General features: G+C 43.0%; 10 protein-coding genes, 1 other RNA gene, 1 pseudogene and 1 other annotated feature. Of the genes and pseudogenes, 3 read left to right on the top strand and 9 right to left on the bottom strand.

Annotated features, from left to right (window positions below; all coding sequences use genetic code 11):
- Nucleotides 1-34: 34 nt before the first annotated feature.
- From mnmA to LC065_RS11200, 4 genes and pseudogenes are all read right to left on the bottom strand, one after another.
- A complete protein-coding gene (gene mnmA, locus LC065_RS11215) occupies nt 35-1,147 on the bottom strand; it encodes a tRNA 2-thiouridine(34) synthase MnmA (protein ID WP_226591137.1) in 1,113 nt (370 codons plus the stop codon).
- A gap of 18 nt (nt 1,148-1,165) precedes the next feature.
- Nucleotides 1,166-2,305 (bottom strand): cysteine desulfurase family protein, encoded by a 1,140-nt coding sequence (locus tag LC065_RS11210; protein WP_226591140.1) that lies wholly within the window; start codon nt 2,303-2,305, stop codon nt 1,166-1,168.
- A 17-nt stretch (nt 2,306-2,322) separates the two neighbouring features.
- Complete coding sequence (cymR, locus tag LC065_RS11205) at nt 2,323-2,742, bottom strand: cysteine metabolism transcriptional regulator CymR (protein WP_146812759.1); 420 nt, start codon at nt 2,740-2,742, stop codon at nt 2,323-2,325.
- Nucleotides 2,696-3,380 (bottom strand): annotated as a pseudogene (locus tag LC065_RS11200) (YczE/YyaS/YitT family protein). Before LC065_RS11200 ends, cymR begins: the two are co-directional and overlap by 47 nt.
- Before the next feature lie 118 nt (nt 3,381-3,498).
- Between LC065_RS11200 and LC065_RS11195 the strand changes: the two are divergent.
- Nucleotides 3,499-4,776, top strand: coding sequence for a replication-associated recombination protein A (locus LC065_RS11195; RefSeq protein ID WP_226591145.1), 1,278 nt, complete (start codon nt 3,499-3,501; stop codon nt 4,774-4,776).
- Between the two features lie 83 nt (nt 4,777-4,859).
- The gene (locus LC065_RS11190; RefSeq protein ID WP_226591147.1) at nt 4,860-5,516 is read left to right on the top strand and encodes an RsfA family transcriptional regulator; all 657 of its coding nucleotides are present in this window, start codon (nt 4,860-4,862) and stop codon (nt 5,514-5,516) included.
- 176 nt (nt 5,517-5,692) lie between these two features.
- Here LC065_RS11190 and ssrS read toward each other — a convergent pair.
- From ssrS to hisS, 3 genes are all read right to left on the bottom strand, one after another.
- Nucleotides 5,693-5,885: non-coding RNA, 6S RNA (gene ssrS, locus LC065_RS11185), on the bottom strand.
- 66 nt (nt 5,886-5,951) lie between these two features.
- Complete coding sequence (aspS, locus tag LC065_RS11180) at nt 5,952-7,733, bottom strand: aspartate--tRNA ligase (RefSeq protein ID WP_226591150.1); 1,782 nt, start codon at nt 7,731-7,733, stop codon at nt 5,952-5,954.
- 1 nt (nt 7,734) lies between these two features.
- Nucleotides 7,735-9,015: a histidine--tRNA ligase gene (gene hisS, locus LC065_RS11175; protein ID WP_226591153.1), complete on the bottom strand. Its 1,281-nt coding sequence runs from the start codon at nt 9,013-9,015 to the stop codon at nt 7,735-7,737.
- Between the two features lie 70 nt (nt 9,016-9,085).
- Nucleotides 9,086-9,302 (bottom strand) — a binding site (T-box leader).
- Between the two features lie 160 nt (nt 9,303-9,462).
- On the opposite strand from hisS, the gene LC065_RS11170 reads away from it, so the two are divergent.
- Nucleotides 9,463-10,971, top strand: coding sequence for an N-acetylmuramoyl-L-alanine amidase family protein (locus LC065_RS11170; protein WP_226591155.1), 1,509 nt, complete (start codon nt 9,463-9,465; stop codon nt 10,969-10,971).
- A gap of 67 nt (nt 10,972-11,038) precedes the next feature.
- On the opposite strand, the gene dtd is transcribed toward LC065_RS11170, so the two are convergent.
- Both dtd and LC065_RS11160 read right to left on the bottom strand, forming a co-directional pair.
- Nucleotides 11,039-11,485 (bottom strand): D-aminoacyl-tRNA deacylase, encoded by a 447-nt coding sequence (dtd, locus tag LC065_RS11165; RefSeq protein WP_226591158.1) that lies wholly within the window; start codon nt 11,483-11,485, stop codon nt 11,039-11,041.
- A gap of 20 nt (nt 11,486-11,505) precedes the next feature.
- Nucleotides 11,506-13,710: a RelA/SpoT family protein gene (locus LC065_RS11160; protein WP_226591160.1), complete on the bottom strand. Its 2,205-nt coding sequence runs from the start codon at nt 13,708-13,710 to the stop codon at nt 11,506-11,508.
- Nucleotides 13,711-13,751 lie beyond the last annotated feature (41 nt).

Here is a 13,751-nt window from a genome sequence, read left to right as displayed (position 1 = left end):
CATGTCCAAAAGATACGGACATGACTTTTTCATTCTATCCTACATAAGTGATCGCTTCATCTTGTTTGAGCACGACATCGATTGTCGCTCCACCTAAGCAAACTTCTCCATCGTAGAAGACGACCGCCTGCCCTGGGGTGATGGCACGTTCTGGTTCGTCAAACATGACTTTCCACGTTCCATCTTCCATAGGGTACACCGTCACTCCACTATCTTCTTGGCGGTAACGGAATTTAGCGGTGCATTTGAATGATTCAGTCGGTACATCTCCTTTTGTCCAACTCGCTTCAGAAGCGATGAGACCGTCAGAGTAAAGTGCATCATGATGGAACCCTTGCCCAACGTAGAGAATATTATCTGCAACATTCTTACCTACAACGAACCATGGATCTCCAGCTCCTCCAATGCCTAACCCTTGACGCTGACCTAATGTGTAGTACATCAAACCATCATGCTTCCCTTTCACTTCACCATCAAGAGTTTCCATATTACCTGGCTGTGCCGGTAAATATTCACTTAGGAACTCCTTGAAGTTACGCTCGCCGATAAAGCAAATCCCTGTGGAATCCTTCTTTTTAGCTGTGGCTAGACCATGCTCTTCAGCAATCACACGCACATCTTTTTTCTCAAGATGGCCTAGTGGAAACATTACTTTAGAGAGCACTTCCTGTGATAGCTGGTTCAAGAAGTACGTTTGATCTTTATTGTGATCGACTCCACGAAGCATTTCATACGTGCCGTCGTTTTCACGGACTTGCGCATAGTGGCCTGTCGCCAAATAATCTGCACCAAGAGACATCGCGTGATCCATGAACGCTTTGAATTTGATCTCTTTGTTACACATGACATCTGGATTCGGTGTTCGACCTTTTTTATATTCATCAAGGAAATACGTGAACACTTTATCCCAATACTGTTTCTCGAAATTCACTGCAAAATACGGAATATCCAACTGGTTGCAGACGCGGATGACATCTTCATAATCTTCCGTAGCTGTACAGACACCATTCTCATCCGTATCATCCCAGTTCTTCATGAAAATACCGACGACGTCATAGCCTTGTTCTTTCAATAGTAGAGCTGCAACGGAAGAATCGACCCCGCCACTCATACCAACGACTACACGTGTATCCTTAGGATCTTTCATTTCTTACACCTTCCTTTATCAAGCCAGACGTTTGATAATTTGACTGACTCTTCTTGCTGATTCTGTTATATCATCTTCATTATTTGCTAGTCCAAAACTGAACCGAATCGAATTTGTCGTTTTCGGATGGTCGGAACCAAACATTGCTGAAAGAACGTGAGAAGGCTCTACAGACCCTGCTGTACAGGCACTTCCACTAGAGGCAGCGATCCCTGATAAATCAAAGTTCGTGAGCAGTGTTTCCACATTCATTCCCGGAAAACTGATGTTTACGATTGATTCTATTGTTTTCTCATGAGACCCGTTCACTTCGAATGAAATGTTCTCTTCCTTCAGTGTTTGAAGAAAGAGCTGCTTATAATGAAGGTATTTTTCTTTATACGTCGAACGCTCAGCTTTCATAATCTCTACAGCTGTCTTCAACCCTTGAACGGCGGGGATGTTTTCTGTACCTGCTCGTCTTTTCCGTTCTTGTTCTCCACCATATTGAAGCGATTCAATCACTGTGCCTTCACGGATATACAAAAATCCGATACCTTTCGGGCCATTGATCTTATGACCGGACACCGCCATCAAGTCAACGCCAAGTTGTGAAACATCAATATCCATCAGACCGTATGCCTGTACGATATCAGAATGAAAATAAGCCTGGTGTTCCTTTAACTCAGCGGCTATTTCATCAACCGGCTGAATGGCTCCCGTTTCATTATTGACCATCATGATGGAGACAAGAATGGTATCTTCACGAAGCGCATCTTTTACATCATCCACTTTTACGATCCCATGCTCATCCACAGGCAGATAGGTCACTTCAAAGTCATGAGACTCCAAGTATTCGACTGCATGTAATGTAGCATGATGTTCAATCGAAGTGGTAATGATATGCTTGCCTTTGGATCGATTGGCTCTTGCCGTCCCGATGATCGCTAAATTGTCCGCTTCGGTTCCTCCGCTTGTAAAAACAATTTCCTTCTCATTCGCACCGAGGCCATGGGCAATTCTTCTACGCCCTTCGTCCAAAATCCGACGGGCTTTCCTTCCAAACTGATGAACACTAGACGGATTACCAAATACTTCTTTGTAAACAGGCATCATTTCTTCGATCACTTTGGGATGGACTGGTGAAGTCGCCGCATGGTCCAAATAAATTGACTTCATCTTTTCACCTCCGACCATTAAATATAAAACATATAAGCATCCTGAGTCTGATCATCGACATGATCTTTCAAGTCTTCAAGAGTCGTAGTATCAAGTACATCTTTCACTGCATCTCTGACCCTCTTCCACAAGGCTTGCTTGGCAGGCTCTTCATTTTCAATACCTTCGACAGGGGTGATCGGTCCTTCCAGGACACGAATCACATCTCCTGCTGTAATCTCATGAGGAGCCTTCGTGAGCATATATCCTCCATAGGCACCACGAACACTTTTCACAAGACTTGCGTTTCGCAATGGAGCGATCAACTGCTCCAGATAATGTTCGGATAAGTCATTGTCTCTTGCAATCTGTTTCAAAGAAATAGGACCGTCTCCATATTTCCTTGCCAATTCAATCATGATGGTTAGCCCGTAACGGCCTTTGGTAGATATCTTCATACATGTCACCCTTCATTATTAAAAACTGTAGCCATGTTTTCGCCTGTGGTAAGGTATATTCAACGAATGTACCTAGAAACAGAGCAATAAATACTGTTCCTGCTCCAACCGGCCCTCCAAGGGCAAAGCCTAAAACGGCTACGATGATTTCAATTCCATTTCTAACACTCGACACTTTCCATCCTGTTGCCTTTGTAATCAGTAACATAAGACTATCTCGGGGGTCCTGCTCCAATTTCAGGTGCAACATACACACCAATTCCTAGAGCAATGACAAACGTTCCAGATATAAAAATAAACAATTGCATAATCAATGTTTCAGGTTCTGGCAATAGCCAATTAAAGAAATCAATAAAAACACCGATGAGGATCATATTCAAGATTGTCCCTACCTGCGGCCACTTTTTTTGTAAAACCGAACTAGTCAGAACGATCAGCAATCCTGCGATAATCGACCAGGTCCCTACGGTAAGACCCAGTTGAAGAAATAGACCATAATGAAAGACATCCCATGGTCCAATTCCAAACTCTTTCACCTGCATTGTCATCGAAATGCCAAGGCCCAGGATGACTAAACCAATAAAGAAAAAGCTCCAGCGAATGAAGTTTTCGCGCTTTTTCCTTTGTAAATAAGTCATGGCCATCTTCCTCTCTCTATCATACCAAACGCTATTATAGCATGAATGGCAAGTCCCTTGCATTTTCCTAAGAATCATTCTACGCTTACAATCATAACTGTCAAAAGGAGAATGTTCTATGAGTCAGCAACCACTTGCTTTTCGATTGCGACCAGCTAATATAGATGAAATTATCGGACAGTCCCACCTCGTCGCCGAAGGAAAAACCATCAACCGTATGATCAAGGCTGATCGCTTGGCATCAATGATTTTATTCGGGCCACCTGGGACAGGGAAAACTTCGATGGCGACCGCACTTGCCAAAAGCTTAAATATCCCTCATAAAACGTTGAATGCGGTAACCGATAAGAAAAAAGATATGGAGATCGCTGTTGAAGAAGCGAAGATGCACGGGCAACTCGTCTTAATACTTGATGAGGTCCACCGCCTGGATAAAGCAAAGCAGGATTTCCTTCTGCCTCACCTGGAAAGCAATCGCTTGACCATGATCGGTTGTACAACAAGCAATCCCTATCATTCCATTAATCCCGCGATTCGAAGCCGTTGTCATTTATTTGAACTGTTTCGATTAGATAGTGATCATATCAAACAAGCCATTTACAGGGCGCTCGAGGATCGTGAAAAGGGGCTTGGTCACATGAACATCCAAATTACGGACGAAGCTCTTAACCACTTTGCTCAATCTTCCAATGGCGATCTGCGCGCCGCTCTGAATGGGTTGGAACTGGCCGCTTTTTCTACACCTGCTGATGAAAATGGGTTTGTAAAGATCAACTTAGAGGTTGCCGAAGAATGTATGCAGAAGAAAAGTTTCTCACACGATAAAGATGGAGATGCTCACTATGATGTCCTCTCAGCCTTTCAAAAATCGATTCGGGGCAGTGATGTCGATGCTTCCCTTCATTATTTAGGCCGATTAATCGAAGCTGGAGACCTTGATAGTATCGCTAGAAGATTAGTAGTCATTGCATACGAAGATATTGGTCTCGCCAACCCCCAGGCAGGGCCTAGAGCCCTGTCTGCCGTGGAAGCAGCAGAGAGAATCGGGTTTCCTGAAGCACGCATCCCATTAGCGGTAGCTGTAACTGAGCTTGCTCTCTCCCCGAAATCCAACAGTGCATACAAAGCACTTGATGCGGCGCTTGCTGATATTAGGAATGGAAAAAGCGGAGAGGTTCCTCAACATTTAAAAGACTCTCATTATAAAGGAGCAGAAAAGCTAGGAAGAGGGATTGATTACAAGTATCCTCATAATTATGAGAATGCATGGGTGAATCAGCAATATCTTCCAGATTCCATAAGAACACGTCAGTACTATGAACCAAAACGGACGGGTAAATTCGAACAAGCTCTTGAGCAAGTTTATAGTAAAATAAAAAAGCAAAAGTCTACCTGAGTATATTTCCATTTCTTCTTGGCTACACTACTACTAAATCTGACAAACTATTATCTTAAAAGGTAAAATTAGGAGTGGTGAATATGCCTAAAGTAAGACAAGATGCTTGGTCTCATGAAGATGATCTTTTATTAGCAGAAACCGTCCTGAGACACATACGCGAAGGAAGCACACAATTAAAAGCTTTTGATGAAGTCGGCGATATTTTGAATCGAACTTCCGCAGCCTGTGGGTTCAGATGGAATGCAGAAGTCAGACAAAAATATGAACAGGCCGTTGAGCTTGCGAAGAAGCAACGAAAAGAGAAGAAGCGGAAAGAAGCGAAGCAGCAACCCGTCTATCAAAGACCACAGGCCCCTGTTTTGTATCAAGCAGAAATAGAGGAAGATGACTACCTACTTCCTGAGCCCGCTACCTCGGAAAATCATGAAGAGAAAACGTCTTCTCATGAATTTGATTTAGAAGACGTGATTGCATTTTTAACAAACCTTACGCAAGACAGTAAACAATCTGGTTCTCTTCAAAACCGCCTTTCAGAACTAGAGCGTCAAAATAAAGAGTTAGTAGAACAAAACCAGCAATTAAATGGCCAACTTGAAGCTATGACCGAAGATTACCAGGCCTTGATTCAAATTATGGATCGTGCTAGAAAAATGGTCATGTTTGATGACTCTGAGCATGCTTATAAACCTCAATTTCGTATGGAGAAAAACGGGAATCTAGAGAATCTTGCACGTTAACCAGTAAAAAACTGAGCGTCTAAACGCTGGAGATGTATGTCTCTTTCATAAGTAAATAGGTAGACAGGTGTTTTTTATCATTTGAAATACCATTAATAAAAGCGTTTCCCTGACAGGGAAACGCTTTTTTTGCTCAACCATTATTCACTCTTCTTCATTTCAGATCAATTAAAAAAACCAATCCCAATTGTGCCGTCGTATCATGAGTTTTGAACCCGCTCTAGGCAGGTGGGTGCCCTGTTCCACATTTCTTGCGTCCTCCCATCAATGATGGTTAAGAGGCATGCATTCCATATGGAAACACCAGGCTCCCGTTTCAAAAATGTTCGGTCAAAACGTACATTCGAACAACGTACACATCAGGATTGGTCTCTTTAATTTTGTAATGTAATCTTAGCATATAACCTAAACAGAATCAACAATTAACCAGCACATTTATTCATCTGAGTCAGACTGACTAGATAACTTCAACTGCAGGTGAAGTTCATCCAGCTGTGCTTCACTTACAGGGCCCGGAGCGTTTGTCATTGGATCTTGGGCTGACGCCGTTTTCGGGAACAAGATGGTGTCACGCAAGTTCGTACGGCCAGCTAGTAGCATGACGAGCCTGTCCAGTCCAAAGGCAATCCCCCCGTGCGGCGGCGTACCGTATTCTAATGCTTCAAGAAGGAACCCAAACTGTTCGTTCGCTTCTTCCTGACTGAAACCAAGCACCTCGAACATTTCCTGCTGCATTTCTTTTTCAAAAATACGCAGGGAACCTCCACCAAGTTCGTAACCATTTAGGACGATGTCATAGGCTTCTGCTCGGACGTCTTTTGGATTTTTCTTCAGTTCATCCATACGGCCGCCTGCTGGCATCGTAAACGGGTGGTGCGCCGCATGATATCGGCCTTCATCTTCATCATACTCAAATAGCGGCCAGTCCGTCACCCAAAGGAAATTGAACTTGGTCTCATCAATCAAGTCTAATCGACGGGCAAGCTTTTGACGTAAAGCTCCTAGACTGTCATGAACAACGGAAGTCTGATCCGCTACAAAGAGAAGAAGGTCCCCATCTTTTGCAGCCAATTTTTCTTTGATCGATGCCGTCTCTTCTTCAGAGAAGAATTTCGCAATCGGCCCATTGAACTCCCCGTCTTTCACTTTCAACCATGCCAATCCTTTGGCTCCATATACTTTGACATCCTCTGTCATTTTATCAATATCTTTTCGGGAAAACTCATCGGCTTTTCCTTCCACATTAATGGCGCTTACTTGGCCCCCGGAAGCCACCGCTCCGCTAAAGACTTTAAAACCGGAATCCTTCACATCGTCAGACAAATTCACTAATTCAAGACCGAAGCGAGTATCGGGCTTGTCAGAACCGTACCGTTCCATCGCCTCATCATAAGGCATACGAAGGAACGGGGTTTCGATTTCCTGGCCTTTCACTTCTTTCATGACGCGCTTCATCATACGTTCAGTCAGGGCCATGATATCTTCTGTTGTCATGAATGAAGTCTCAATATCCACTTGTGTGAATTCAGGCTGACGGTCAGCACGCAAGTCTTCATCACGGAAACAACGGACGATCTGATAATACTTCTCGAACCCAGACATCATCAACAGCTGCTTGAAAAGCTGAGGAGATTGAGGCAATGCATAGAATTCACCTTCATGAACCCGACTCGGAACAAGATAGTCACGTGCTCCTTCTGGTGTACTCTTCGTCAACATCGGTGTTTCCATATCCAGAAATTCTTCTTCGTTCAAGAAATTACGGATCGACTGAGTCGTTTGATGACGCATTTTAAACGTCTCCTGCATTTCCTTTCTTCTCAGGTCCAAGTAGCGGTATTTAAGACGAAGATCTTCAGATACCTCTGACTGATCTTCAATCATGAACGGAGGCGTCTTCGCTTTGTTAAGGATCGTCAATTCCTTTGCAGCGACTTCAATCTCTCCCGTGCCTAGATTGCTGTTAACGGTTTGAGCGTCTCGTGCAACAACCGTCCCTTTAACTTCAAGGACATATTCGCTGCGAACATTCTCAGCCTTCTCTAAAGCTTCCCCTGAAGTCTCAGGATTGAAAACGACCTGTACTAAGCCTGAACGGTCTCTTAAATCGATGAAAATTAAACCACCTAAATCACGGCGTTTTTGTACCCATCCATTAAGTGTGACCTCTTGTTCCAGATGTTCTCTGCGTATAGATCCACATTTTGTTCTTTCCATCTTATTTGCCTCCTGTCAGTTCTTTCTTCATATGGTCGATGATGCCATCAAGAGCCACCTCTTGCTGCTCTCCTGATGTCATGTTTTTTACATTAATGACCCCATTTTCAAGTTCCTGATCTCCGAGGACAAGTACAAATTTACTGCCAAGACGATCAGCTGCTTTAAACTGGGCTTTCATTTTTTTCCCTAAGTAATCCTTGTCCACTTGTACACCAGCACGACGTAATTCATCTGTTAACTTGACAGCTGTACGATTCGCCTCATCGCCAAGTGAAACAAAGAACACATCTAAGCCTTCATCCGTAGGGAGTTCCACGTTTTCTGCTTCTAATGCCATCAACAAGCGTTCAATACTCATGGCAAAACCGATTCCAGAGGTTTCAGGACCGCCCACTTCTTGAACTAAACCTGTATAACGACCACCACCGCTCAGTGTAGTAATAGCACCAAAACCTTCAGCTTCACTCATAATTTCAAAAGCGGTGTGATTGTAATAATCCAGTCCGCGAACGAGGTTTGGATCGACGACATAATCGATGTCCATTACATCCAAATATTGTTTGACTTGTTCAAAATAATCTTTGGAATAATCATTCAAGTATTCAAGAATGGATGGTGCTGTTTTCATCGCCGGATGTTCACGGTCCTTTTTACAATCCAGAACTCTAAGTGGATTTTGATCAAGCCGCACTTGACAATCCGCGCAAAGTTCCTCCCGGTGTGGATCAAAGTGACGGACCAGAGCTGCTCGATGCGCCTCTCTGCTTTCTTTGTCACCGAGACTGTTGACCACTAGTTTCAATGATTTCAGCCCTAGCTCTCTGTATGAGTTCAAAGCAAGGGAAAGCACCTCTGCATCAATGGCCGGATCGTCACTGCCCAAGGCTTCGATACCAAACTGCACAAACTGCCTCATTCTTCCTTGTTGTGGTCGTTCGTAGCGGAACATAGGACCCATGTAGAAGTATTTGGTCGGCTGGTTCGGTAAACCGTAAACTTTATTCTGTACGTAGGAACGAACGACAGAAGCTGTTCCCTCAGGTCTCAAGGTAATGCTTCTTCCTCCTCGATCTTCAAACGTGTACATTTCTTTTTGGACGATGTCTGTGCTGTCCCCGACACCACGTTGGAAAAGTTCGGTATGTTCAAAAATAGGTGTTCTGATTTCTTTATAATGATAGCGACGGCATAGGTCAGCTAATTGTTCTTCCACGTACTGCCATTTTTCAGATGTACCAGGCAGAATATCCTGCGTACCACGAGGGGCATTCATACTCATTTCTAACTCCTCCTAACGAAATAAACCATTTTTTACCACAAAAAATCCCGTCCCTTTTCCGCGCTCGCGAAAAAGGGACGGGATTACCCGCGTTGCCACCCTGATTTGAGGCTTGAGAGCCTCCACTCAAAACAGTTAACGCCTGTGTACGTCCACACCTACTGTCATTTCGATGTAGAACCTAAGAAACGTCTTTCATCAGATTATAACGTTCGAATGCTTTCAGCCTAAGGCATTCGTTCTCTGTCCGCATGGAAACTGACTACTTTTTTCCTCAATGGTTTTGTTCGAATCATTTTAGAATTGATTATAATCATATAATCTTCCTTAACCTTATGTCAAGTTTATGACCACAAATTAATGAGATCAATCTTTTTCCTATGGAGCAGGATATTGGTCGCATTTGTCGAATAGTGAAAGGAGACTATAGAGGAGGTGGGATATTTTTTGAAAAAAGGAATTATTTTCTTCATTTTTATTTTAGGAGTTCTTAGCTTTTATGAGACTCCATCCGTGTATGCAGACAAAGCGGTCATCCAGGTCGATCACTTGAACGTAAGGACCGGACCCGGAACGAATTACGACCGTATTGGCAAAGTTCATACAAGGGAAACGTACATGATTTTAGATAAGAAAGACGATTGGTTAAAAATTCAGCGAAGCGGCAAGGACGGATGGGTCGCCAAATGGCTGACAAAAGTAAAAGCGGATCAAGTCACAGCCGAGCGCCATTATTCCAAGTATGACTACCTAAGGATTCGATCGGCTCCGAATTTAGATGGGAAAATTGAAGGCTATTTGATGAAAGGCGATGTAGTAGAGCCAAAGAAAAAAGACGGGAAATGGGTTTATGTACAAAAAGGAAGTACGAAAGGCTGGGTACATGGGGACTATCTGACGAAACAAAATAGTGAAACTCATGAACCTCCAAAAGAAAAGGAAGCAGATGAAGGGCCGTCATCAACCGTCAAAGGAAAAGTGAAAGTTGGAACAGCCGTTCTTAATGTCAGAAGTGAAAACTCTACAAGAGGGCGAATCCTTACAATTATACGTAAAGGTGAAACCTATGAATACATAGCGAAGAAAGACCGCTGGTATCAAATTAAATACAGCAGCGGAAATACAGGTTGGGTAGCCGGTTGGCTTGTAAATGAAACAGACAACGATCAAACGAACACCCCTGCTTCGAAAAACACCTATGTATCCCTAAACTATAACGGCACGAACTTAAGATCAGGCCCATCTACTAATTACAAAATTGTCGGTCGCGGGCACAAAGGCGATCGATTTGAAGTCTTAAGTAAAGAAGGGCAATGGTACAAGATTTCATATAACAGTAAAACAGCTTATGTGGCTGGATGGATTGTAGAAGAGGTTAATCAAGAAAGTGCCTCCACAGCCCCGGCAACTTCAAACTCCCTTAAAGGGAAAACCATCATGATTGATGCTGGACACGGTGGACGCGACCCCGGAGCAGTTGGAAGAAGTGGAAGCTTCGAAAAGACATTAACTCTGGATACTGCTTTTCTTCTTAAAAGCCAGTTGGAAAGCAAAGGAGCCAAAGTACTGATGACCAGGACGAATGATCAATACATTTCTCTTTCCATCCGTTCATTCCAGTCGAACCGTTCCAATGCTGATGCTTTCATTAGTCTGCATTACAATGCAGCACCATTGAATATCATTGCCAGAGGACTTAATAGTTACTATTACTCTCCTAATGACAAAGCACTTGCGGATGCCTTGCAGACATCCCTAGTTTCACAGACAAGGCTTAGAGATCGAGGTACGAAAAAAGGCAATTTCCATGTTATCAGAGAGAACAATAAGCCGTCTGTTCTATTAGAACTTGGCTTCTTATCTGATGCACGAGAAGAACAAACAGTAAAAACGCGATCTTACCAAATGAAAGCCAGTCAAGGAATCACCGAAGGTTTGATCAATTACTTCAACTAGCAATATGAACATTTAAAATTTCAACAATACCTACAAAAAAGCTGTACTCGAATGAGTACAGCTTTTCTTATCGTTCCTTACTGTCGATGATTAATGTCACTGGTCCTGAATTGGTCAATTGAACGTCCATCATTGCACCAAATTGTCCTGTTTCCACTTTAACACCTTCATGCCCCACCATCTGATTAAAGGATTCATACAACTCTTCAGCTTGGTCAGGTTTCGCTGCTTGCATGAAGTTGGGACGGCGACCTTTCCGACAGTCGCCGTATAAAGTGAATTGAGAAATAGACAGCAGTTGTCCGCCTAAATCAACCAGTGAATGATTCATTTTTCCATCTTTATCTTCAAAAATCCGCAAATATGGAATCTTTTTTGCTAAATACCGTGCATCTTCTTCTGTATCCTCATGAGTTACACCTAATAAAACAACCAGGCCCCGATCTATGGTACCTACGGCTTTATCCTCAACGGTGACTGAGGCGTTTACAGCCCTTTGAACCACTGCTTTCATCGTAGATTCCCCTTTTACTTCTATTGCATGACACGACGAACCGTGTACACTTCCTGAATCTGTTTGATTCGCTCAACAATCTTCCGTAAATGGCTCGTATTCTGTATTAAGATGGTTATATGAATGGTTGCCATCTTATTACGATCTGACTTCCCTGAGACCGCTGTGATATTCGTTTTCGTTTCATTGACAGCTTGAAGCACTTCGTTAAGCAAACCACGTCGATCATATCCCCAAATCTCAAGATCCACATGATACTGCTTGGAATCTGTAACTGAAGTCTCCCATTTAACAGGCAATAGACGTGTTTGCGCTTCTTCTGTATGGACATTAGGGCAGTCGCTTCTGTGGACAGATACTCCTCGCCCTTTTGTAATATAACCGACGATCTCATCACCAGGTACTGGATTACAGCATTTGGATAGACGTACAAGAAGATTGTCTACGCCTTCCACTCGTACTCCGGAATCCTTCTTCCCTGTTTTTGCAGGTGTTTTGATTTCTGTTGTATTCACATCAGCAAGTGTCTGCTCCAGGTCTTGCTCCTGCTGCTTCTGTTTCCTGATTTTCTCTGTTAACCGAGTAGCAATTTGAGCGGCGGTAATCCCCTGGTATCCAACAGCGGCAAACATATCTTCCTCATTTGTGAAATTGAACTTTTCAGACACACGATTCAAATTATCTGTTGTGTACACATCTTTAGGTTGAATACCGAAATTGCGAATTTCACGCTCGACAAGCTCTTTCCCTTTGGAAATGTTCTCGTCTTTTTGCTGTTTCTTGAAGAATTGCTTGATCTTATTTTTTGCCTGTGATGTTTGAGCAAGCTTTATCCAATCCTTGGAAGGTCCATACGCATGCTTAGAAGTCATGATGTCGACGATGTCCCCGGTTTTCAACTCGTAATCCAGGGGTTCCATCTTGCCATTCACTTTTGCACCAATCGTTTGATTTCCAACTTCCGTATGAATGCGATAGGCGAAATCCACAGGTACTGAACCAGATGGAAGCTCTATAACGTCTCCTTTTGGTGTGAAGACGTAAACCATGTCAGAAAACAAATCCACTTTAAGAGATTCCATGAACTCTTCAGCATCATGTGTTTCACTTTGCCATTCTAGAATCTCACGGAACCATGTAAGCTTCTCTTCAAACGATTGTTCTGAAGATGTTTGCTTCCCTTCTTTATAAGCCCAGTGAGCAGCGATTCCATACTCCGCAATTTCATGCATTTCGTGTGTACGGATCTGGACTTCAAGAGGATCTCCTTTTGGTCCGATCACTGTCGTATGCAGAGATTGATATAGATTAGGTTTCGGCATAGCTATATAATCTTTAAAGCGGCCCGGCATTGGTTTCCAACATGTGTGTATGATGCCGAGTACGGCATAACAATCTTTGATACTGTTGACTGTAATTCTAACGGCTAACAAGTCATAAATTTCGTTGAACTGTTTATTCTGAAGAACCATCTTCCTGTAGATACTGTAAAGGTGCTTTGGTCTTCCAAATAAATCCGCATCAATGTTAACTTCCTGCAATTGAGCTCGGATTTCATCAATGACTTCCTCGATATAATGCTCCCGTTCATTCCTCTTCTGCTTCATCAAATGAACGATCCTATAATATTGCTGAGGATTCAAGTATCGAAGAGCTGTATCTTCCAGCTCCCATTTGATGGTGGAAATACCAAGTCTATGAGCCAAAGGGGCAAAAATCTCCAGCGTTTCATTTGAAATCCGGCGTTGTTTTTCAGCTGGAAGGTGTTTCAATGTACGCATATTGTGAAGTCTGTCGGCAAGCTTAATTAAAATGACGCGCATATCTTTTGCCATAGCGACAAACATTTTTCGATGGTTTTCCGCTTGCTGAGCTTCTTTGGATTTATATTTAATTTTACCCAGTTTCGTAACCCCATCAACCAGCATAGAAACTTCTTCATTGAAGGCTTCTTCAATTTCTTTCAGAGAGACATCCGTATCCTCTACGACATCATGAAGAAAACCGCCTGCGATTGTTTCAGGATCCATCTCTAAATTCACAAGAATACCTGCTACTTGAATGGGATGGATGATGTAAGGTTCTCCCGACTTCCGGAACTGGTTGCTATGGGCCTTTTCAGCAAATTCATAAGCACGACGAATAAACGCCAGATCTGACTCGTTCAAATACTGACTCGCTTGTTCTATGACTTCTTCCGCAGTTAGAACTGTATCTTTCGCCATTCAATCACCCTAGTTTCTTTAGAACTTTCAAAATATATTTG

This window comes from Halobacillus litoralis (genome assembly GCF_020524085.2).
In the GTDB taxonomy this organism is placed as follows: domain Bacteria; phylum Bacillota; class Bacilli; order Bacillales; family Halobacillaceae; genus Halobacillus; species Halobacillus litoralis_E.
The sequence above is the reverse complement of the archived record's forward strand: the minus strand, read 5'-3'. Positions and strand labels throughout refer to the sequence as shown.

What these genes read in the sequence shown, in the direction of transcription:
- mnmA (WP_226591137.1), bottom strand. Translation starts at nt 1,147, where the DNA reads ATGAAAGATCCTAAGGATACACGTGTAGTCGTTGGTATGAGTGGCGGG.
- LC065_RS11210 (WP_226591140.1), bottom strand. Translation starts at nt 2,305, where the DNA reads ATGAAGTCAATTTATTTGGACCATGCGGCGACTTCACCAGTCCATCCC.
- cymR (WP_146812759.1), bottom strand. Translation starts at nt 2,742, where the DNA reads ATGAAGATATCTACCAAAGGCCGTTACGGGCTAACCATCATGATTGAA.
- LC065_RS11195 (WP_226591145.1), top strand. Translation starts at nt 3,499, where the DNA reads ATGAGTCAGCAACCACTTGCTTTTCGATTGCGACCAGCTAATATAGAT.
- LC065_RS11190 (WP_226591147.1), top strand. Translation starts at nt 4,860, where the DNA reads ATGCCTAAAGTAAGACAAGATGCTTGGTCTCATGAAGATGATCTTTTA.
- aspS (WP_226591150.1), bottom strand. Translation starts at nt 7,733, where the DNA reads ATGGAAAGAACAAAATGTGGATCTATACGCAGAGAACATCTGGAACAA.
- hisS (WP_226591153.1), bottom strand. Translation starts at nt 9,015, where the DNA reads ATGAGTATGAATGCCCCTCGTGGTACGCAGGATATTCTGCCTGGTACA.
- dtd (WP_226591158.1), bottom strand. Translation starts at nt 11,485, where the DNA reads ATGAAAGCAGTGGTTCAAAGGGCTGTAAACGCCTCAGTCACCGTTGAG.
- LC065_RS11160 (WP_226591160.1), bottom strand. Translation starts at nt 13,710, where the DNA reads ATGGCGAAAGATACAGTTCTAACTGCGGAAGAAGTCATAGAACAAGCG.